Raw genomic sequence first — 19,846 nt, forward strand, 5'->3', positions numbered from 1 at the left:
CGCGTGCTGGAACGTCTGTCATGGAAAAGGCTCGTCTTTGAACTGATCTTATGCTGTATTCCGGCCCTCATTCTGGGGGCTATCTTTGGCTATCTGCCGTGGTTTTTACTGGTGGCCGTGACGGGATTGCTCGTCTGGCATTTCTGGAATTTACTGCGTCTTTCCTGGTGGCTGTGGGTCGACAGAAGTATGACACCCCCGCCGGGAAGCGGGAGCTGGGAACCGCTACTCTACGGCCTGCACCAGATGCAGATGCGTAATAAAAAGCGCCGTCGTGAGCTGGGAAGCCTGATCAAACGCTTTCGTAGCGGTGCGGAGTCGCTGCCGGACGCGGTGATCCTGACGACAGAAGAAGGGACAATCTTCTGGTGTAATGGCCTCGCGCAACAGCTGCTGGGCCTGCGCTGGCCGGATGATAATGGTCAGAACATCCTGAACCTTCTGCGTTATCCCGAGTTCACGCTGTATCTGAAAAAGCGGGATTTTTCGCGCCCGCACAATCTGAAGCTCAATAACGGTCGCCATCTGGAGATCCGCGTGATGCCCTACAGCGATCGGCAGTGGCTGATGGTGGCGAGGGACGTTACCCAGATGCACCAGCTTGAGGGCGCGAGACGTAACTTCTTTGCCAACGTCAGCCACGAGCTGCGTACGCCGTTGACGGTGCTTCAGGGCTACCTGGAGATGATGCAGGAGCAAACGCTTGAGGGGGCGCCGCGTGAGAAAGCGCTGCATACCATGAGGGAGCAGACGTTCCGCATGGAAGGGCTGGTCAAACAGCTGCTGACGCTTTCAAAAATTGAGGCAGCCCCGTCGCTGGCGCTAAATGACATCATTGATGTGCCGATGATGTTGCGGGTGGTGGAGCGCGAAGCCCAAACGCTGAGTCATAATCAGCACACCCTGAGTTTTGACGTTGATAACACGCTGAAAGTGCTCGGCAGTGAAGATGAGCTGCGAAGCGCTATCTCAAACCTGGTCTATAACGCCGTGAATCATACCCCGAAAGGGACGCATATCGCGGTACGCTGGCAGCATACCCCGGCGGGCGCTGAGTTTAGCGTCGAGGACAACGGGCCGGGGATTGGGCCTGAACACCTCCCGCGTCTCACTGAACGGTTCTACCGGGTGGATAAGGCGCGCTCGCGGCAGACCGGCGGAAGCGGACTGGGGCTGGCAATTGTGAAGCATGCCGTCAGCCACCACGAAAGCCGGCTCAATATCGAAAGCACCCTCGGTAAGGGCACGCGCTTTAGCTTCGTGATTCCGGAACGATTAATTGCCAAAAAAAGCGCCTGACAGCGTGTGTGTCAGGCTACCTTTCCACGGGCCAGCGTTGCTGGCCCGTTTGCTTTGCAGTCAAGCGAAACGCGGATGAATATTATACGGCTGGTGCTTTTTTGTTCGCATGATTAGCCATGAGTTTTTCTTATACATGGCATATTATGTTGGTCTGGATTTTCATGCTGGCATATTGTTCTGGTTTTACGATCCCTTCTTGCCTTTAAACGTTATAAGCGTTTAAATTGCCCCCCATATACTGTCAGACCGACTGTATTTGCGTGGTAAATCGAAAAACTATTCTTCGCCACGCCAGGACGGGAGCATATCCCGCTGAAATTGAGCAAATTTTCCGCTGTATCGTCCCATCAGGGATGGCGAAAATCTCAACGTATTCAACACCACATCCACAGGCAGTAAGGTTTTATGACCCATCACTTGAAATCGCGTGACATTATCGCGCTGGGCTTTATGACATTTGCGCTGTTCGTTGGCGCAGGTAATATCATTTTTCCTCCAATGGTTGGCTTACAGGCGGGTGAACACGTCTGGACGGCTGCGTTTGGCTTCCTGCTTACTGCCGTGGGCCTGCCGGTACTGACCGTTATCGCGCTGGCGAAAGTCGGTGGCGGTGTGGACAGCCTCAGCACCCCGATTGGCAAAGTGGCTGGCGTTCTGCTGGCAACCGTCTGCTATCTGGCCGTTGGCCCGCTGTTCGCGACCCCGCGCACGGCGACCGTCTCCTTTGAAGTGGGTATCGCCCCGCTGACCGGTGACGGCGCGATGCCACTGTTTATTTACAGCCTCATTTACTTCGCCATCGTGATTCTGGTTTCTCTCTATCCGGGCAAACTGCTGGATACCGTAGGTAACTTCCTGGCACCACTGAAAATTGTGGCGCTGATTGTGCTGGCGGTTGCGGCCATTGTCTGGCCTGCGGGGCCCATCAGCTCCGCGATGGACGCCTACCAGAACGCGGCGTTCTCAAACGGTTTCGTGAACGGCTATCTGACGATGGATACGCTTGGCGCGATGGTGTTTGGTATTGTTATCGTTAACGCCGCGCGTTCCCGTGGGGTGACCGAAGCGCGCCTGCTGACTCGTTACACTATCTGGGCTGGCCTGATGGCCGGTGTCGGCCTGACGCTGCTGTATCTGGCGCTGTTCCGTCTGGGTTCAGATAGCGCAACGCTGGTCGATCAGAGCGCAAACGGCGCGGCGATCCTGCATGCTTACGTGCAGCACACCTTTGGTGGTGCAGGCAGCATGCTGCTGGCGGCGCTGATTTTCCTGGCCTGTCTGGTGACGGCTGTGGGTCTGACCTGCGCCTGCGCGGAGTTCTTCGCTCAGTATCTGCCGCTCTCTTACCGCACGCTGGTGTTTATCCTCGGCATCTTCTCCATGGCGGTTTCAAACCTCGGTCTGAGCCACCTGATCCAGGTGTCAATTCCGGTGCTGACGGCTATCTATCCGCCATGTATCGTGCTGGTGGTGCTGAGCTTCACCCGCCCGTGGTGGCATAACTCGACGCGAATTATTGCGCCGGCCATGTTTATCAGCCTGATTTTTGGTATCCTTGACGGGATCAAAGCATCAGCATTTGCAGAAATCCTGCCAGCCTGGACACAGCGTCTGCCGCTGTCCGAGCAGGGCCTGGCCTGGCTGATGCCTTCCGTTGTAGCGCTGGTTCTTGCGATTATCTGGGACCGTGCGGCCGGGCGTCAGGTGACATCCAACGCCCATTAATCAACGGCAACAAATTGTTTAACCACGGGGCTTAAGGCCCCGTGGTTTTTTGTTTTTTTCGTGTTGAATGGCAAGATTTTAATGGAAAGCACTAACAAACTTAAACGTGGATTGAGCACCCGCCACATCCGCTTTATGGCGCTGGGCTCGGCTATCGGCACCGGTCTTTTTTATGGCTCGGCAGATGCCATCAAAATGGCCGGTCCAAGCGTTCTGCTGGCCTACATCATCGGCGGTGCCGCGGCCTATATCATCATGCGTGCGCTGGGGGAGATGTCGGTTCACAACCCGTCTGCCAGCTCGTTTTCACGCTATGCACAAGAGAACTTAGGCCCGCTGGCCGGGTTTATCACCGGCTGGACTTATTGCTTTGAAATCCTGATTGTCGCCATTGCCGATGTGACGGCGTTTGGCATCTATATGGGGGTCTGGTTCCCTGCCGTGCCGCACTGGATCTGGGTGCTGAGCGTGGTGCTGATTATCTGCGCCGTTAACCTGATGAGCGTGAAGGTGTTTGGCGAGCTGGAGTTCTGGTTCTCCTTCTTCAAGGTCGCGACCATTATCATCATGATCCTCGCCGGTTTCGGCATCATCATCTGGGGTATCGGCAACGGTGGGCAGCCAACCGGCATCCATAACCTGTGGAGCAACGGCGGCTTCTTTAGCAACGGCTGGCTTGGGATGGTCATGTCGCTCCAGATGGTCATGTTCGCCTATGGCGGAATCGAGATTATCGGCATCACCGCCGGGGAAGCGAAAGATCCGGAGAAGTCTATTCCGCGCGCCATCAACTCGGTGCCGATGCGTATCCTGGTGTTCTACGTGGGCACGCTGTTTGTGATTATGTCCATCTACCCGTGGAACCAGGTGGGCACCAACGGCAGCCCGTTTGTCCTGACTTTCCAGCATATGGGCATTGCGTTTGCCGCCAGCATTCTCAACTTTGTGGTGCTGACCGCCTCGCTGTCGGCCATCAACAGTGACGTGTTCGGCGTGGGCCGTATGCTGCACGGCATGGCGGAGCAGGGCAGTGCGCCGAAGGTGTTTGCCAAAACGTCGCGTCGCGGCACCCCGTGGGTAACGGTGCTGGTCATGACCGTGGCGCTGCTGTTCTCGGTCTACCTGAACTACATCATGCCGGAGAACGTCTTCCTGGTGATTGCGTCACTGGCGACCTTCGCCACCGTGTGGGTATGGATCATGATCCTGCTGTCGCAGATTGCGTTCCGTCGCCGCCTGTCGCCAGAAGAGGCCAAAGCGCTGAAGTTTAAAGTGCCGGGCGGCGTGCCAACGACCATTGTCGGTCTGATCTTCCTGGTCTTCATCATTGGCCTGATTGGTTATCACCCGGATACCCGTATTTCCCTGTACGTGGGCTTCGCGTGGATCGTCCTGCTGCTGGTGGGCTGGATGTTTAAATGTCGCCGCGATCGTCAGCTGGCGGAAGCACAGTAACATTCTTTTCCCCTCTCCCCGTGGGAGAGGGTTAGGGTGAGGGCATCAGGCTGCACTGATGCCTCCTCCCCCGTCCTCCTCCCCCAATAAATCCCATCATGGTGAGCTATCCTTAATCACCCTGTGGCAAGGTGACGTCAATTTCATCAAAGGGGATTCGTGATGTTAAACGCCTGGCACCTTCCGGTTGCCCCATTTGTTAAGCAAAACAAAGACAACCTTGTGATTACGCTCTGGCTGGCAGGGGACAATCAGCCTGAACGTGTGACCCTGCGCGCCGAAGTGGATAACGAAGAAACGTCGCTGAAAATGCACAAAGTGCGCAGCCAGCCGCAGCCGGGCGTCACGGCGTGGCGGGCAAATATCGATTTGCGCAGCGGGCAACCGCGTCGCCGCTACGGCTTCAAGCTGCTGTGGAACAACCGCCAGCTGTGGTTTACCCCGCAGGGTTTCAGCCGTTTCCCTCCGGCCAGGCTGGAGCAGTTTGCCGTGGATCACCCGGATAACGGCCCGCAGTGGGTTAACGATCAGGTCTTTTACCAGATTTTCCCGGACCGCTTTGCGCGCAGTGAAAAGCGCACCGTCGATCAGGACAAGGTTTATTACCATCATGCGGTCGGTCACGACATCATTCTGAAAAAATGGGACGAGCCGCTGACCGCCCAGGCGGGGGGATCGACCTTTTACGGCGGCGATCTCGACGGTATCAGCGAAAAACTGCCGTACCTGAAAAAGCTCGGCGTGACGGCGCTGTACCTGAACCCGGTGTTTAAAGCGCCAAGCGTGCACAAATACGATACGCAGGACTACCGCCACGTTGACGAGCAGTTTGGCGGTGACGAAGCGCTGCTGCGGCTGCGGCACAACACGCAAAAAGAGGGTATGCGCCTGATCCTTGATGGCGTGTTCAATCACAGCGGTGATTCTCATGCGTGGTTTGACCGTCACAATCAGTCGATGGGCGGCGCATGCCATAATCCGGACTCACCGCAGCGTGACTGGTACAGTTTTGACGAGAATGGCCGCGCCCTGGACTGGCTGGGCTACCCGAGCCTGCCGAAGCTCGATTTCCAGTCGCCATCGCTGGTGAATGAGATCTACGGCGGCGACGACAGCATCGTGCGCCACTGGCTGAAAGCGCCGTGGAACATGGACGGCTGGCGGCTGGACGTGGTGCATATGCTGGGTGAAGCAGGCGGGGCGCGGAATAACCTTCAGCATGTCGCCGCCATTACCCGGTCGGCAAAAGCGGCCCGGTCGGAAGCATTCGTCTTCGGGGAGCACTTTGGCGACGCGCGTCAGTGGTTGCAGGCTGATGCAGAAGACGCGGCGATGAACTATCGCGGCTTCACCTTCCCGCTGTGGGGTTTCCTCGCTAACACCGATATCTCTTACGATCCGCAGCATATTGACGCCGAAACCTGCATGGCGTGGATGGAAAACTATCGCGCTGGCCTGTCGCATCAGCAGCAGCTGCGGATGTTTAACCAGCTCGACAGCCACGATACCGCACGCTTTAAATCGTTGCTGGGTAAGGATGTGGCGCGTCTGCCGCTGGCGGTGACCTGGCTCTTTACCTGGCCGGGCGTACCCTGCATCTACTATGGCGATGAAGTCGGGCTGGACGGCAACAACGATCCGTTCTGCCGTAAAACCTTCCCGTGGGAGCCTGAAAAGCAGGATCAGGATCTGTTCAGCCTCTACCAGCGCATGGCGACGCTGCGCAAGCAGAGCCAGGCCCTGCGATACGGGGGCTGTCAGGTGATGTACGCCCACGATAACGTGGTGGTGTTTGTCCGCGTCTATAACCAGCAGCGCGTGCTGGTGGCGATCAACCGGGGCGAGGCGTGTGAAGTCGTGCTGGAAGATTCACCGCTGTTGGCTGGTAAAATGTGGAAGAGCAAAGAGGGTAAAGCGACGTTCCAGGGGAGCGTGCTCACGCTGCCAGCGATCTCCGCTGCGGTCTGGTTCGGCAGCTAAGCGCAGGCAGAATGGTTTTCACCTTTTAAGATGGCGCAAATGCAACGATTTGTGTCAATCTTAACGGATCGTTTACGGTGAAGGTGGAAACATGGACGAGCTTTACATCCTTGGCTGTTTGTTCCTGGTTTTTGCGCTGGTCGTGGCACCCGTGCTCGCGGTGATAGGCTTTAACCGAAGCACGGCGGCGCGGCAGGAGATCGCCCGGCTTCGCCAGCGCATTGAGGCGCTCGAGCAGCGTAGTGTGGCTGAGAAAGCACCGGAGCAGGTGCAGACCGCCGCGCCGGTGAAGACGCCAGCGCCGGTGTCAGAGGCCGTTAACGCACCTGTCGATCCCTGGCGTCCCGAACCGCCCGTCACTGAAGCAGAGCCTGTGCCTGTACCGGCGGCAAAACGTCCTTCCGCCTTTGGCGGCATCCTGTCCTCGCTGACGCGCTGGTTTATGCAGGGCAATCCGCTGGCAAAACTGGGGATTGTACTGCTCTTCCTCGGCCTCTCTTTCCTGCTGCGCTATACCGTTGAACATTCACTGTTTCCGCTTGAGCTGCGTCTTGCCGCCACGGCGCTGTTTGCCATGGTTCTGCTGGCCGTTGGATGGCGGCTGCGGCACAGGCAGCGGATCTACGCGCTGATCCTCCAGGGCGGAGCGACCGGCGTGCTTTATCTGACCGTCTTTGGCGCATTCCGGCTGTGGCAGATGCTGCCGATGACGCTGGCGTTTGCGCTGCTGGTGGTGATTTGCGCGGCGAGCGTCGGGCTGGCCGTGTTGCAAAAGGCGCTGAGCCTTGCCATGCTGGCGAGCCTCGGCGGATATCTTGCGCCGCTGCTCCTGTCTACCGGGGGCGGTAGCTTTGTGGCGCTATTCTCCTTCTATCTCCTGCTGTCCATCGGCATTCTCGTCATCAGCATCTGGCAGCACTGGCGCGAGCTCAACCTGCTCGGGCTGCTCTTCACGTTTGGCGTTGGCGGGGTGTGGGGACTGAGCGACTACCAGCCGGAAGACTATGTTATTTGTCAGCTGTTCCTGATTGCCAATACGCTTATTTTTGGCGTGTTTAGCGTGGCGCTGTCGCTGCGGGCGCAGGAAAAAGGCAAACAGATTATTGACGGCGTACTGCTGTTTGCTCCGCCGCTGATTGGTTTTGGGATGCAGTATGGCATGACGTCTCACTGGACGTACGGCCCGGCGCTAAGCGCGCTGGGCTATGGTGCGTTTTACCTCTCGCTGGCGTTTCTCGCGCTGCGGCGTTACCCCTCCATCGGACGACCGCTGGTTATGGCGGCGCTGGCGATCGGCGGCGGGTTTGCCACGCTTGCCATTCCGCTGGCGCTTTCAGCGCGCTGGACGGCGATGGCCTGGGCGCTGGAAGGGCTGGGTATTCTTTGGTTGGGCGTGCAACAGCAGCAGCGGCGCATGAGCTATAGCGGGACGGCGTTGCTGGTGCTGGCGCTCGGCAGCGCGATATGGGCGCAAATGGACGGCGTCACTTCGCTGAGCCTCCTGCTTATTTTCGCAGTGCTCAGTCTTTGCTGGCTGGCTGCGGCCTGGCTGTGGCAGAAAATCGCGCTGCCGGGCAGCTGGGCATTGCTGGCCGGTGGGTTGCTGTTCTGGTTAGTGGCGTTGCTGGGCGCGTCGCAGTTGTTCCTGAAGCAGGAGTTATCGCTTCTGGCAGGCGTGCTGGCGCTGACGGCGGCGTCGGCCTGGGGATGGCGGCAGGCTGCCGCTCGTCTGGCATGGTGGGAGCTGGATGCCAGCAAATGGCTGCTGTGGCCGGTGATGCTGCTGATGGTGCTGTATCAGGTCTCGCACCAGCAGATTCTGGCGGCCGGCTGGGCAAATCTGGCCTGGGCTATCGCGCTGCCTGCCGCCCTGATGCTGCTGCGGCGCGACGAAGATAAACTTCTGCCGCGCATCTCAATGGGGCTGCATCTGTCGCTGTTGTGGATGATTTTACTCGCCCTTGCCGCCGAGCTTTACTGGTTTGCCCGCTCCCTGCCATGGGGCATGGCGGCCTGGGGAAGCGGCATTGCGATGGCTGTCGGCGGTGGGGTGATTATGGCGCTCTCCGCGGCCGTACGGCGTCGCGGATGGCCTTTCCGGGTATGGCCTGCGCTCTACGCCTGCCTTGCCGCGATCCCTGTGGTTGTGGCGCTGGTGGTATTGCTGGTCGTGACCAATTTCCAGGACGGTGTGGTCTATCGACAGACCTGGCTGCCGCTGGTGAACCCGCTTGAGGAAGGGGCGGCGTTCGCGCTGCTGGGGCTGGTAGTATTTTATCGGGCAGTGGATCGCTACTATCCGGCATCGCTTGCGCAGTCCCGACCTTGGCCCGCCGTTGTGCTGATGGCGCTTGGCTTCTGGTGGCTCAACGGCGCGTTGCTGCGTGCGCTGGCGTGGTACGGCGAGGTGGCCTGGAACATGGAATCGCTGTGGCATTCGCGGCTTATTCAGACCACCTTTGCCCTGTTCTGGATGTTCTGCGCGCTGGTGGTGATGATCCGCGCCACCCGTCAGGCCTCCCGTCAGCAGTGGCTTGGCGGTGCGGCGCTGCTGGGGGTGGTGATGCTCAAACTGATGCTGGTGGACAGCGCGGGCGGTGGCGGCCTGGCGCGCGCCGTCGCGTTTATTGGCGTGGCGATCCTGGTCCTGATTGTGGGCTATTTCTCGCCGCTACCGCCTAAAGCAGGAGAAGAAAAATGAAATGGATGAATGCGGTTGTTTGTGCAGCACTGCTGGCCATGGCCGGTCCGGCATTCAGCGAGGGCGCGCCAGCGGAATCCCCGCGGGATTATGCCTACGGCCTGTCCCTTGATACCTTTGCATCTTCGCCGTGGTATCGGGTCATGCTGCCGCTGGCGATTTATCAGCAGAGTACATCGCCCGATCTGCGCGACGTGCGCGTGTTTAATCAGTCGGGCGAGCCTGTACCGTTCAGCCTGGTTACTACGACGCGTCCGCAGCCGGCACCGACCACCACGGCGCTGCGCCTTTTTGCGCTTAACGCCTCGCCGGGCGGGGAAGAGGACAGCGGCGATAAAATTATGCTACGGGCCAGAAACGGTGTGGAAATTGTGCTGGAAGGGCAACACGCTGCGGCTGCCGGACAGCACTATCTGCTGACCCTGCCGGAAAACGCGACGGAGGTTCCGCTCTCTCAGCTCCAGCTTTTCTGGGACACGCCGCAGGGCTCGTGGCAGGGAACGGCATCGGTCTATTACAGCGAGGATCTGAAAAACTGGTATACCTTGCGCGAAGAGATGCCCCTGCTGGACGTGATGAGTGGACAGGATCGCCTGAAGCTCGACCGCATCGATACCGATCTGGTGTTATCACCTGAGGCGAATCGCTATCTGCTGCTGGTGCTGAACACGGGACGTTCTGCCCTGACGTTAACCGGCGTCAACGCGATTAACGCGCCTGCGCCGCCGGAATCAGAGCACATTAGCCTGGCGGGAGAGGGGGAGCGGTTATCCGAAAGTGAAGCCGTGTGGCGCTGGAAACATCCGCAGCCTCTGAGTGCGATCGCCTTCATGCTGAATGGCGACGGCGTTCTCCCGGCAGAAATAGCCTGGCGGGGGGCGGATAAGGATCGGTGGCATACGCTGAAAAAAGAGGTGATCTACCAGCTCGGCGGCAAAACGTCTGAACCTGTTCCGCTCCCTGGCGGGCTGGTCGAGGCGGTAAAAATCAAGACCCTCAATGCGCGTTTGCCCGAGAACCTGCCGGGCGTGATAGGGCAGCGCGTGCGCTACGATCTGGTGTTTAACGCGCAGGGGAAGGGGCCGTACCTGCTCGCGTGGGGGAACGGGGCTGCGAAACCGGCGAGCGTGGAGACGGATATGCTGATCCCGACCGAACTGCGTAAAACCTACGATCTGGCAGCCTTGCCGATGGCGGATACGCTGGAACCTGTCCCGCTGGGGGGCGAGGCGCGTTTAACCGCGACGTCTGCGGCTGAGCAGGAAAGCAGAATGAAAACGCTGATGGTCTGGGGCGTACTGATTGCGGGGGTGATGGTGCTTGCGGGTATGGCATGGCGCATCTGGCGCGAGGTAAAAAAAGACGGCGCAGCATAAGCCATAAAAAAACCCGCGTATTCGCGGGTTTTTTCGTAAACCGTGCCGATTACAGGCTGGATACGTTCTCAGACAGGTATTTAGCTACGCCGTCTGGGGAAGCCGCCATACCTTCTTTACCTTTTTCCCACTGAGCCGGGCACACTTCACCGTGCTCTTCGTGGAACTGGAGCGCGTCAACCATGCGCAGCATTTCGTCGATGTTACGACCCAGCGGCAGATCGTTCACAACCTGGTGACGAACGATGCCGTTTGCATCGATCAGGAAAGAACCACGCAGTGCAACGCCAGCGTCCGGATGTTCGATACCGTAAGCCTGCTGGATTTCGCGTTTGATGTCCGCAACCATCGCGTATTTCACCGCACCGATGCCGCCGTTTTCGACAGGGGTGTTACGCCATGCGTTGTGTACAAATTCAGAGTCGAAGGAGACGCCAACCACTTCCACGCCACGCTTCTGGAATTCTTCGTAACGTTTGTCGAACGCGATCAGCTCAGACGGGCAAACGAAAGTGAAGTCCATTGGCCAGAAGAACAGAACGGTCGCTTTACCGTTGGTATGCTGTTTGAAGTTGAAGTTTTCAACGATTTCACCATTGCCCAGAACGGCGGCAGCTGTAAAATCCGGAGCCGGACGAGTTACCAGAACCATATGATTCTCCTGTAGATACTAAGGTTATTTGGAACGCAACGCGGGCCAGTATAGAGGCAGTACGGGAATAAGACAAAGAGGTGGTAACAATCGTTCCACCAGCTTTTACCTATCAATCATACCGGCATCACAGTTCTTTATTTTTCGCCTGCGTCATCATACGCGGGTAGAACTGCCAGAAGCGGGTTTCCAGCGCATCGTAATGTTCATCCAGGTCATGCCATGAGTCGCGCAGCGCGTCCAGACGCGGTCGACGGCTCGCCATGCCGTTCAGGACGTTCTGAATGAAATCCATCTCGCGGTATCGCTCCAGCCAGCGTTCAGACCAGAGATAGTTATTCAGATTCACAAAGCGCGGCGGGGAGTCCGGCAAAATGATCGACACCTGCGCGTGGGCGTAGCGCACAAACTCAGGCAGCGACATATCAGGCGACAGCTGCGGCCAGTGGCGCGACAGGAAATGATCCCACATGACGTCGAGCGTGATCGGCGCCACCCGTCGCGTTTCGGGGCGGAACCAGGTTTTGGCTTCCGTCACTTCCGGCAGGTTATCGGTCAGCACGTCGATGCGGCGGTGCATAAAAATCCCGTCGACAACCTCAGGGGAATACTCTTCCGCCGGGTTGCCGCGTACAAAATCGGCCAGCAAATTGCCGGAGAGGGAGCTGTCCGCGAGGTGAGCGAGATGCAGGTGAGCGAGAAAATTCATGCGTTTTCGTTGTCCGGTGGCGGCTAGTTGTTGCAGCAAAAGGGTGTGAGCACTAGACTATGCCGCCTGTTTTTAAGTCACGAGTATACGTCATGCGCGTCGCCGATTTCTCCTTTGAACTACCTGAATCCCTGATTGCTCACTACCCCATGCCTGAGCGTAGCAGCTGTCGCTTGCTGTCACTGGACGGGCCAACGGGCGCGCTGACGCACGGTACTTTCACCGATCTGCTCGACAAGCTCAACCCTGGCGATCTGCTGGTCTTTAATAATACCCGCGTGATCCCGGCGCGTCTGTTTGGCCGTAAAGCCAGCGGCGGCAAGATTGAGGTGCTGGTCGAACGTATGCTCGATGATAAACGTATTCTGGCACATATTCGCGCCTCCAAAGCGCCTAAGCCGGGCGCGGAGCTGCTGCTGGGGGATGACGAGAGCATCAAAGCGACCATGACCGCGCGTCACGACGCGCTGTTCGAGGTGGAGTTCAACGACGAACGCACGGTGCTTGATATCCTCAACGCCATCGGCCACATGCCGCTGCCGCCGTACATTGAACGCCCGGACGAAGAGGCCGACCGCGAGCTGTATCAGACCGTCTACAGCCAGAAGCCGGGTGCGGTGGCGGCGCCAACGGCGGGCCTGCACTTTGATGAACCGCTGCTGGAAAAGCTGCGCGCCAAGGGCGTTGAGATGGCCTTCGTGACGCTGCACGTCGGCGCGGGGACGTTCCAGCCGGTACGCGTGGACAGCATCGAAGATCACATCATGCACTCTGAGTACGCCGAAGTGCCGCAGGAGGTTGTGGATGCGGTGCTGGCGGCGAAAGCGCGCGGAAGCCGCGTCGTGGCCGTCGGTACAACGTCGGTACGTTCCCTTGAGAGCGCCGCGCAGGCCGCGAAAAGCGAGCTGATTGAACCGTTCTTTGGCGATACGCAGATTTTTATCTACCCGGGCTATCAGTACAAAGTCATTGATGCGCTGGTGACCAACTTCCATCTGCCTGAATCGACGCTGATTATGCTGGTTTCCGCGTTTGCGGGGTATCAGCATACGATGAACGCCTACAAGTCTGCGGTAGAACAAAAATATCGCTTTTTTAGCTACGGTGACGCGATGTTTATCACGTACAATCCGCAGGCTTTGAATGAGCGTGTCGGGGAATAAGTCCGCGGCACTGTGTTACAACGTTGGACTGTTTTTCTGACGTCGGAGAAAAAATGAAATTTGAACTCGATACCACCGATGGTCGCGCGCGTCGCGGTCGTCTGGTGTTTGATCGCGGCGTGGTAGAAACCCCCGCGTTTATGCCTGTGGGCACGTACGGCACCGTAAAAGGAATGACGCCGGAAGAAGTTGAAGCCACTGGCGCACAGATTATCCTCGGCAACACCTTCCACCTGTGGCTGCGTCCAGGCCAGGAGATCATGAAGCTCCACGGCGATCTGCACGACTTCATGCAGTGGAAAGGCCCCATCCTCACCGACTCCGGCGGTTTCCAGGTCTTCAGCCTGGGCGATATCCGTAAGATCACTGAGCAGGGCGTACACTTCCGTAACCCGATCAACGGCGATCCAATCTTCCTCGATCCAGAAAAATCCATGGAGATTCAGTACGATCTCGGCTCCGATATCGTAATGATCTTCGACGAATGTACGCCATACCCGGCGGACTGGGACTACGCCAAGCGTTCTATGGAGATGTCCCTGCGTTGGGCGAAGCGTAGCCGCGACCGTTTTGACTCCCTGCAAAACAAAAATGCGCTGTTCGGCATTATCCAGGGCAGCGTTTACGAAGATTTACGCGATATCTCGGTTAAAGGTCTGGTAGAGATAGGCTTTGATGGCTACGCTGTCGGCGGTTTGGCTGTGGGTGAGCCGAAGGAAGATATGCACCGCATTCTGGAGCATGTCTGCCCGCAAATCCCGGCGGATAAACCACGATACCTGATGGGTGTGGGTAAACCAGAAGATCTGGTGGAAGGCGTACGTCGCGGCATTGATATGTTCGACTGCGTTATGCCAACCCGAAACGCGCGTAACGGTCATCTGTTCGTTACCGATGGCGTGGTGAAAATCCGTAACGCGAAGCATAAGAGTGACACCAGCCCGCTCGATTCCGAGTGCGATTGCTATACCTGTCGCAATTATTCTCGCGCGTACCTGCATCATCTCGATCGTTGCAACGAGATTTTGGGGGCGCGTCTCAATACCATTCATAATCTTCGTTATTATCAGCGCTTAATGGCTGGTTTACGTAAGGCTATCGAAGAGGGTAAATTAGAGAGCTTCGTGACCGATTTCTACCAACGTCAGGGGCGGGATGTTCCACCGTTGAACGTTGATTAATTTTAATAATGAGGGAATTTGAATGAGCTTTTTTATTTCTGATGCGGTAGCAGCAACGGGTGCACCAGCGCAGGGCAGCCCGATGTCTCTGATTCTGATGCTGGTTGTGTTCGGTCTGATCTTCTACTTCATGATCCTGCGTCCACAGCAGAAGCGTACTAAAGAGCACAAAAACCTGATGAACTCCATCGCGAAGGGCGATGAAGTCCTGACCAATGGTGGCCTGGTGGGTCGCGTAACCAAAGTAGCGGAAAACGGCTACATTGCTATCGCCCTCAACGACACCACTGAAGTGGTTATCAAACGTGACTTCGTAGCTGCCGTTCTGCCGAAAGGCACCATGAAGGCGCTGTAATCCCAACTTTTCCCAAAGGGAACTGCCGTGTTAAACCGTTATCCTTTGTGGAAGTACATCATGCTGGTCGTCGTGATTATCGTCGGCCTGCTGTACGCGCTTCCCAACCTGTATGGTGAGGATCCGGCCGTTCAAATCACTGGCGCGCGCGGTGTCGCCGCCAGTGAGCAAACGCTGATCCAGGTCCAGAAAACGTTACAAGAAGAAAAAATTACCGCTAAGTCTGTGGCACTGGAAGAGGGCGCAATTCTTGCTCGCTTCGACACCACCGACACGCAGCTCCGCGCACGTGAAGCGCTGATGGGCGTGCTGGGTGATAAATATGTCGTGGCGCTTAACCTTGCTCCTGCAACCCCACGCTGGCTGGCTGCGCTGAACGCAGAGCCAATGAAACTGGGTCTTGACCTGCGTGGCGGCGTTCACTTCCTGATGGAAGTGGATATGGATACCGCGCTCGGCAAGCTACAGGAACAGAATATCGACAGCCTGCGCAGCGATCTGCGCGATAAGGGCATTCCGTACACCACCGTACGTAAAGAAGATAACTACGGCATGAGCATCACGTTCCGCGACAGCGCGGCACGCGATCAGGCTGTGACCTATCTGTCTCAGCGTCACCGCGATCTGGTTATCACCTCTCAGGGCAGCAATCAGCTGCGTGCGGTAATGACCGACGCGCGTCTGAGTGAAGCACGTGAATACGCCGTTCAGCAGAACATTAACATTCTGCGTAACCGTGTAAACCAGCTGGGCGTGGCTGAGCCACTGGTACAGCGTCAGGGTGCAGACCGTATCGTGGTCGAACTGCCGGGTATCCAGGATACCGCCCGTGCGAAAGAGATTCTGGGCGCGACGGCGACCCTGGAGTTCCGTCTGGTTAACTCCAACGTTGACCAGGCTGCTGCGGCTTCAGGCCGTGTGCCGGGCGATTCCGAAGTGAAGCAGACCCGCGAAGGCCAGCCGGTTGTGCTGTACAAACGCGTGATCCTGACCGGTGACCATATCACCGACTCCACTTCAAGCCAGGATGAGTACAACCAGCCGCAGGTTAACATCTCGCTGGATAGCGCAGGTGGCAACATCATGTCTAACTTCACCAAGGACAACATCGGCAAGCCGATGGCGACCCTGTTCGTGGAGTACAAAGACAGCGGTAAGAAAGACGCCAATGGCCGTGCCGTGCTGGTGAAAGAGGAAGAGGTGATTAACATCGCCAACATCCAGTCTCGTCTGGGTAACAGCTTCCGTATTACCGGTATCAGCAACCCGAACGAAGCGCGTCAGCTCTCTCTGCTGCTGCGTGCCGGTGCGCTGATTGCGCCAATTCAGATTGTTGAAGAACGTACCATCGGTCCAACCCTGGGTATGCAGAACATCAAACAGGGTCTGGAAGCGTGTCTGGCCGGTCTGGCGGTGTCCATCATCTTCATGATCTTCTTCTATAAGAAGTTCGGCCTGATTGCGACCTCCGCGCTGATTGCCAACCTGGTGCTGATCATCGGTATCATGTCCCTGCTGCCAGGGGCGACGCTAACCATGCCAGGTATCGCGGGTATCGTTCTAACCCTTGCGGTGGCGGTCGACGCCAACGTACTGATAAACGAACGTATCAAAGAAGAGCTGAGCAACGGTCGTTCTGTACAGCAGGCGATTGAAGAAGGCTACAAAGGGGCGTTCAGCTCCATCTTCGATGCGAACGTAACAACACTGATTAAGGTTCTTATCCTGTATGCAGTGGGTACTGGCGCGATCAAAGGCTTTGCGATTACTACCGGTATCGGTGTCGCAACGTCGATGTTTACCGCTATTGTCGGCACCCGTGCCATCGTGAACCTGCTGTACGGCGGCAAGCGCGTCAAAAAGCTGTCTATCTGAGGAGTGCGTTGTGGCACAGGAATATACTGTTGAACAATTGAACCACGGCCGTAAAGTCTGGGACTTTATGCGCTGGGACTACTGGGCCTTCGGCATTTCAGGTTTTCTGCTGATCTTGTCCATCGTCATTATGGGCGTGAAAGGCTTTAACTGGGGCCTGGATTTCACCGGTGGTACGGTGATCGAAATTACCCTGGAAAAACCGGTCGATATGGACCAGATGCGTGAGTCTCTGCAAAAAGCGGGCTTTGAAGAGCCGCTGCTACAGAACTTCGGCAGCAGCCGCGACATCATGGTGCGTATGCCGCCGGTACACGATGCCAACGGCAGCCAGGAGTTGGGCAGCAAGGTCGTTCAGGTTATTAACGAAACGACCAGCCAGGACGCAACGGTTAAGCGTATTGAGTTTGTCGGCCCGAGCGTTGGTGCTGACCTGGCGCAGACCGGTGCGATGGCGCTGCTTGTGGCGCTGATCTCGATCCTGATTTACGTCGGTTTCCGCTTTGAGTGGCGACTGGCGGCAGGCGTGGTTATCGCCCTGGCGCACGACGTGGTGATCACCATGGGCATACTGTCCCTCTTCCACATTGAGATTGACCTGACGATTGTGGCATCCCTGATGTCCGTTATCGGTTACTCACTGAACGACAGTATCGTGGTATCTGACCGTATTCGTGAAAACTTCCGTAAGATCCGTCGCGGCACGCCGTACGAAATCTTTAACGTGTCGTTGACCCAGACGCTGCACCGTACGTTGATCACCTCCGGCACCACCCTGATGGTGATCCTGATGCTGTTCCTGTTCGGTGGCCCGGTGCTGGAAGGCTTCTCGCTGACCATGCTGATCGGTGTGTCTATCGGTACGGCCTCGTCTATCTACGTCGCGTCCGCGCTGGCGCTGAAGCTGGGCATGAAGCGCGAGCATCTGATCCAGCAGAAAGTCGAGAAAGAAGGGGCGGATCAGCCGTCCATTCTGCCGTAAGCGTCTTATGCGGTATCGAAATCCCGGCCTGCTGGCCGGGATTTTTTTTGTCTGCATCTCACAAACACTCCTGACAGTATGTTGTCAGGAGCCCTGTCGTAGACTCCTTCTGAACCCTAACAACAGGCAGGAGGACGTATGAAAAGTGTCATTAACTGGTTTGAAATTCCGGTCGCCGATATGGATCGCGCCACCAAATTTTATGAGTCGGTGATGCAGGTCGCGCTGCGGCGCGAGAAGATGGACGTGGCTGAGCTGGCGATTTTCCCGCACGAGGATCCGGCCACCGGCGGCGCGCTGGCGAAATTTGACGGCGTTACACCCTCTTCGCAGGGCGCTATTATTTACCTGCATACTGACAATCTGGCGGCCACGCTCGATCGTATTGCTTCTGCGGGCGGTGAGTGCGTGTTTGGCCCGCTGGAACTGCCGCAAGGCATTGGCACTATAGCCCTGTTTACCGACAGCGAAGGTAATCGCGTCGGCCTCCATCAACCGGTATGAGAGTAAACCGATGACCCGACGCGCTGACCGTTTGTTCCAGATTGTGCAGATCCTGCGGGGCAGGCGTCTGACAACGGCAGCGCATCTGGCGGAAAGGCTTGGCGTGTCCGAGCGCACGGTGTACCGCGATATCCGCGACCTGTCGCTTTCCGGCGTGCCGGTGGAAGGCGAGGCGGGAAGCGGATATCGGCTAATGTCGGGTTTTGATTTACCCCCGTTGATGCTGACCAACAAGGAGTCCGAGGCGCTGATGGTGGCGATCCGTCTGCTCAAAACCTGGGGCGGGGAATCGCTGTCGCGCGAGCTGGAGTCGGCCCAGGAAAAAGTGCTGGCGATCCTGCCAGAAGAGAGCCGCCGCAAAGCTGAACAGACGCGAATTTACGCGCCGGATATTGCCCTTCAGCCACACTCCCGTAGTGGTTTCGACGTGATCCACCAGGCAATTTCTGCCCTGCGTGTGCTGGCGCTGCACTATCGCGATGAAGCCGGGCAGTTAACCTGGCGTGAGGTTCAGCCGCTGGGGCTGTTCTTCTGGGGTGAGCACTGGCTGCTGGCCGCGTGGTGTGAATGGCGCGATGACTATCGCTGCTTCCGTCTCGACCGGTGTTTGCATATTACGCTGACGGAAAGACGCTTTAGCGAAAGCGCGGACAGGTCGCTGGCGGATTTTTTGCGCAAGGTGAAGCAGTAAAAAGCCGGGTGGCGAGGTAAAAGCAAAACGGCAACGATGTTGCCGTTTTTTGTGTTTGCGCCCTCTCCCGTGGGAGAGGGAAGGGGTGAGGGCACCAGCCCGCACAATCCCGCACTAATTAGAAGTTGTAACCCACGACCAGGTAACCGCCCCAACCGGTAGAACGAACGCTGAAGTCGCCGTTGCCGAAGTTCAGGCTGGCGTCGTCGTTCCACTGACCACCGTTGTGCCAGTAACGCGCAACAACAGAGTAGTGCCAGTGATCGTAGTTCAGCGCCAGGATGTGGCTGGACGCGATGGAGTCGTTAGTGCGCGCTTTTCTGCCGTTCAGGTCGCGGAAATCGTTATCGCCCAGGTCTGAACCCCAGTCAAAGTTGGTGAAGCCGATATAGCTCAGGTTGCCGCCCCACAGTTGGGTAATTGGCACAAAGTATTTCACTTTGAAACGGTAGCCATCCCACTCGTTCTCGTTCGCAGCGCCGTAGTTCTGCCACTGGTATTTTGCGTAGACGTTCATGGACAGGCTCATCGGCAGGCCAGTCTCAATGTCTGTACCCAGACCCATATACCAGGTGCTCTGGCGACCGGACTTGTTGCGGCCCATGTCGTAGATGTAGTTGTTTGCGAAATACCACTCTTTGAACGGACCAAACGCCAGGCTGGTACCAGTCAGTTTATCAATGGAGAAGCGTGGTTCGATCTCCATGAACAGTGGGGAACCGTGGTTCCAGATACCTTTCGCGTCGGTGTTACCGCCGAAGAATACCGGTGCGTCCATGTAGCCATAGAAATCAAACCAGTCTTTTTTAGCGAATGCTTCGTACTCGAGGTAAGTATCGTTACGGATCTGCGGTCCGAAACGGGTATGGTAGCTGCCTACCACGTTAACGCTCTGGTGCCACCAGTCGGAGAGGTATTGTGGTTTGTCGTTTTCCGCTGCGTTAACAGTGAAAGAGGAGGACAGTGCCAGAACTGCACCGGCTGCGAGTAATGTTTTTTTCATAATCATGCCACTGATTGAAATTCCCTTCCGGGAGTGAAAAATGCGCGAATTGCGTTTCTAAATATTTAGTGTTTCTGCGGAGCCTATTATAGGAATCCTTGCTCACAAAAATATGTGTTGTTTCACATATCTCTCACATACGTAATCGATTGCGTTCACGTTTGCGTACTTTAGACGGGCGCGATTGTAGCG

Annotated in this window: 16 protein-coding genes; 13 read left to right on the forward strand and 3 right to left on the reverse strand. The window is 57.1% G+C overall.

Annotated features, from left to right (window positions below):
* The first annotated feature begins 3 nt into the window (after nt 1-3).
* From phoR to L384_RS10640, 6 genes are all read left to right on the forward strand, one after another.
* Nucleotides 4-1,299 (forward strand): phosphate regulon sensor histidine kinase PhoR, encoded by a 1,296-nt coding sequence (gene phoR / locus L384_RS10665; protein WP_023315505.1) that lies wholly within the window; start codon nt 4-6, stop codon nt 1,297-1,299.
* 408 nt (nt 1,300-1,707) lie between these two features.
* Nucleotides 1,708-3,027, forward strand: a complete 1,320-nt coding sequence (gene brnQ, locus L384_RS10660; RefSeq protein WP_003859118.1) for a branched-chain amino acid transporter carrier protein BrnQ — start codon at nt 1,708-1,710, stop codon at nt 3,025-3,027.
* A gap of 81 nt (nt 3,028-3,108) precedes the next feature.
* The gene (gene proY, locus L384_RS10655) at nt 3,109-4,482 is read left to right on the forward strand and encodes a proline-specific permease ProY (protein ID WP_003859117.1); all 1,374 of its coding nucleotides are present in this window, start codon (nt 3,109-3,111) and stop codon (nt 4,480-4,482) included.
* A 162-nt stretch (nt 4,483-4,644) separates the two neighbouring features.
* Nucleotides 4,645-6,462, forward strand: a complete 1,818-nt coding sequence (gene malZ, locus L384_RS10650; protein WP_023315506.1) for a maltodextrin glucosidase — start codon at nt 4,645-4,647, stop codon at nt 6,460-6,462.
* Between the two features lie 91 nt (nt 6,463-6,553).
* Entirely contained in the window at nt 6,554-9,163 is a 2,610-nt protein-coding gene (locus L384_RS10645) for a DUF2339 domain-containing protein (protein WP_003859115.1), read from the forward strand.
* Complete coding sequence (locus tag L384_RS10640) at nt 9,160-10,539, forward strand: DUF3999 domain-containing protein (RefSeq protein WP_023324224.1); 1,380 nt, start codon at nt 9,160-9,162, stop codon at nt 10,537-10,539. Before L384_RS10645 ends, L384_RS10640 begins: the two co-directional genes overlap by 4 nt.
* Before the next feature lie 49 nt (nt 10,540-10,588).
* Here the strand turns inward: L384_RS10640 and L384_RS10635 are convergent, their stop codons facing one another.
* Nucleotides 10,589-11,191 (reverse strand): peroxiredoxin C, encoded by a 603-nt coding sequence (locus tag L384_RS10635; protein ID WP_003859113.1) that lies wholly within the window; start codon nt 11,189-11,191, stop codon nt 10,589-10,591.
* A gap of 127 nt (nt 11,192-11,318) precedes the next feature.
* Nucleotides 11,319-11,900 (reverse strand): ACP phosphodiesterase, encoded by a 582-nt coding sequence (gene acpH, locus L384_RS10630; RefSeq protein WP_023315511.1) that lies wholly within the window; start codon nt 11,898-11,900, stop codon nt 11,319-11,321.
* A gap of 92 nt (nt 11,901-11,992) precedes the next feature.
* Between acpH and queA the strand changes: the two genes are divergently transcribed.
* From queA to L384_RS10595, 7 genes are all read left to right on the forward strand, one after another.
* Entirely contained in the window at nt 11,993-13,063 is a 1,071-nt protein-coding gene (gene queA / locus L384_RS10625; RefSeq protein ID WP_003859111.1) for a tRNA preQ1(34) S-adenosylmethionine ribosyltransferase-isomerase QueA, read from the forward strand.
* Between the two features lie 53 nt (nt 13,064-13,116).
* Complete coding sequence (tgt, locus tag L384_RS10620) at nt 13,117-14,244, forward strand: tRNA guanosine(34) transglycosylase Tgt (protein ID WP_003859110.1); 1,128 nt, start codon at nt 13,117-13,119, stop codon at nt 14,242-14,244.
* Between the two features lie 22 nt (nt 14,245-14,266).
* A complete protein-coding gene (gene yajC, locus L384_RS10615; RefSeq protein WP_003859109.1) occupies nt 14,267-14,599 on the forward strand; it encodes a preprotein translocase subunit YajC in 333 nt (110 codons plus the stop codon).
* 27 nt (nt 14,600-14,626) lie between these two features.
* Nucleotides 14,627-16,474: a protein translocase subunit SecD gene (gene secD / locus L384_RS10610; protein ID WP_003859106.1), complete on the forward strand. Its 1,848-nt coding sequence runs from the start codon at nt 14,627-14,629 to the stop codon at nt 16,472-16,474.
* A gap of 10 nt (nt 16,475-16,484) precedes the next feature.
* Nucleotides 16,485-17,456: a protein translocase subunit SecF gene (gene secF / locus L384_RS10605; RefSeq protein WP_003859105.1), complete on the forward strand. Its 972-nt coding sequence runs from the start codon at nt 16,485-16,487 to the stop codon at nt 17,454-17,456.
* Nucleotides 17,457-17,594: 138 nt separating this feature from the next.
* Nucleotides 17,595-17,960, forward strand: coding sequence for a VOC family protein (locus L384_RS10600; RefSeq protein ID WP_023324225.1), 366 nt, complete (start codon nt 17,595-17,597; stop codon nt 17,958-17,960).
* 10 nt (nt 17,961-17,970) lie between these two features.
* Nucleotides 17,971-18,651 (forward strand): helix-turn-helix transcriptional regulator, encoded by a 681-nt coding sequence (locus L384_RS10595; protein ID WP_023324226.1) that lies wholly within the window; start codon nt 17,971-17,973, stop codon nt 18,649-18,651.
* Between the two features lie 118 nt (nt 18,652-18,769).
* Here L384_RS10595 and L384_RS10590 read toward each other — a convergent pair whose 3' ends face one another.
* On the reverse strand, nt 18,770-19,654 hold the full coding sequence (locus L384_RS10590) for a nucleoside-specific channel-forming protein Tsx (RefSeq protein ID WP_032610182.1): 885 nt from the start codon (nt 19,652-19,654) through the stop codon (nt 18,770-18,772).
* Between the last annotated feature and the right edge of the window lie 192 nt (nt 19,655-19,846).

The sequence above is a fragment of the Enterobacter sp. MGH 38 genome, from assembly GCF_000492855.1.
In the GTDB taxonomy this organism is placed as follows: domain Bacteria; phylum Pseudomonadota; class Gammaproteobacteria; order Enterobacterales; family Enterobacteriaceae; genus Enterobacter; species Enterobacter hormaechei_C.

Coding starts and splice junctions, on each gene's coding strand:
- brnQ (WP_003859118.1), top strand. CDS start 1,708: ATGACCCATCACTTGAAATCGCGTGACATTATCGCGCTGGGCTTTATG.
- proY (WP_003859117.1), top strand. CDS start 3,109: ATGGAAAGCACTAACAAACTTAAACGTGGATTGAGCACCCGCCACATC.
- malZ (WP_023315506.1), top strand. CDS start 4,645: ATGTTAAACGCCTGGCACCTTCCGGTTGCCCCATTTGTTAAGCAAAAC.
- L384_RS10645 (WP_003859115.1), top strand. CDS start 6,554: ATGGACGAGCTTTACATCCTTGGCTGTTTGTTCCTGGTTTTTGCGCTG.
- L384_RS10640 (WP_023324224.1), top strand. CDS start 9,160: ATGAAATGGATGAATGCGGTTGTTTGTGCAGCACTGCTGGCCATGGCC.
- L384_RS10635 (WP_003859113.1), bottom strand. CDS start 11,191: ATGGTTCTGGTAACTCGTCCGGCTCCGGATTTTACAGCTGCCGCCGTT.
- acpH (WP_023315511.1), bottom strand. CDS start 11,900: ATGAATTTTCTCGCTCACCTGCATCTCGCTCACCTCGCGGACAGCTCC.
- queA (WP_003859111.1), top strand. CDS start 11,993: ATGCGCGTCGCCGATTTCTCCTTTGAACTACCTGAATCCCTGATTGCT.
- tgt (WP_003859110.1), top strand. CDS start 13,117: ATGAAATTTGAACTCGATACCACCGATGGTCGCGCGCGTCGCGGTCGT.
- yajC (WP_003859109.1), top strand. CDS start 14,267: ATGAGCTTTTTTATTTCTGATGCGGTAGCAGCAACGGGTGCACCAGCG.
- L384_RS10600 (WP_023324225.1), top strand. CDS start 17,595: ATGAAAAGTGTCATTAACTGGTTTGAAATTCCGGTCGCCGATATGGAT.
- L384_RS10595 (WP_023324226.1), top strand. CDS start 17,971: ATGACCCGACGCGCTGACCGTTTGTTCCAGATTGTGCAGATCCTGCGG.
- L384_RS10590 (WP_032610182.1), bottom strand. CDS start 19,654: ATGAAAAAAACATTACTCGCAGCCGGTGCAGTTCTGGCACTGTCCTCC.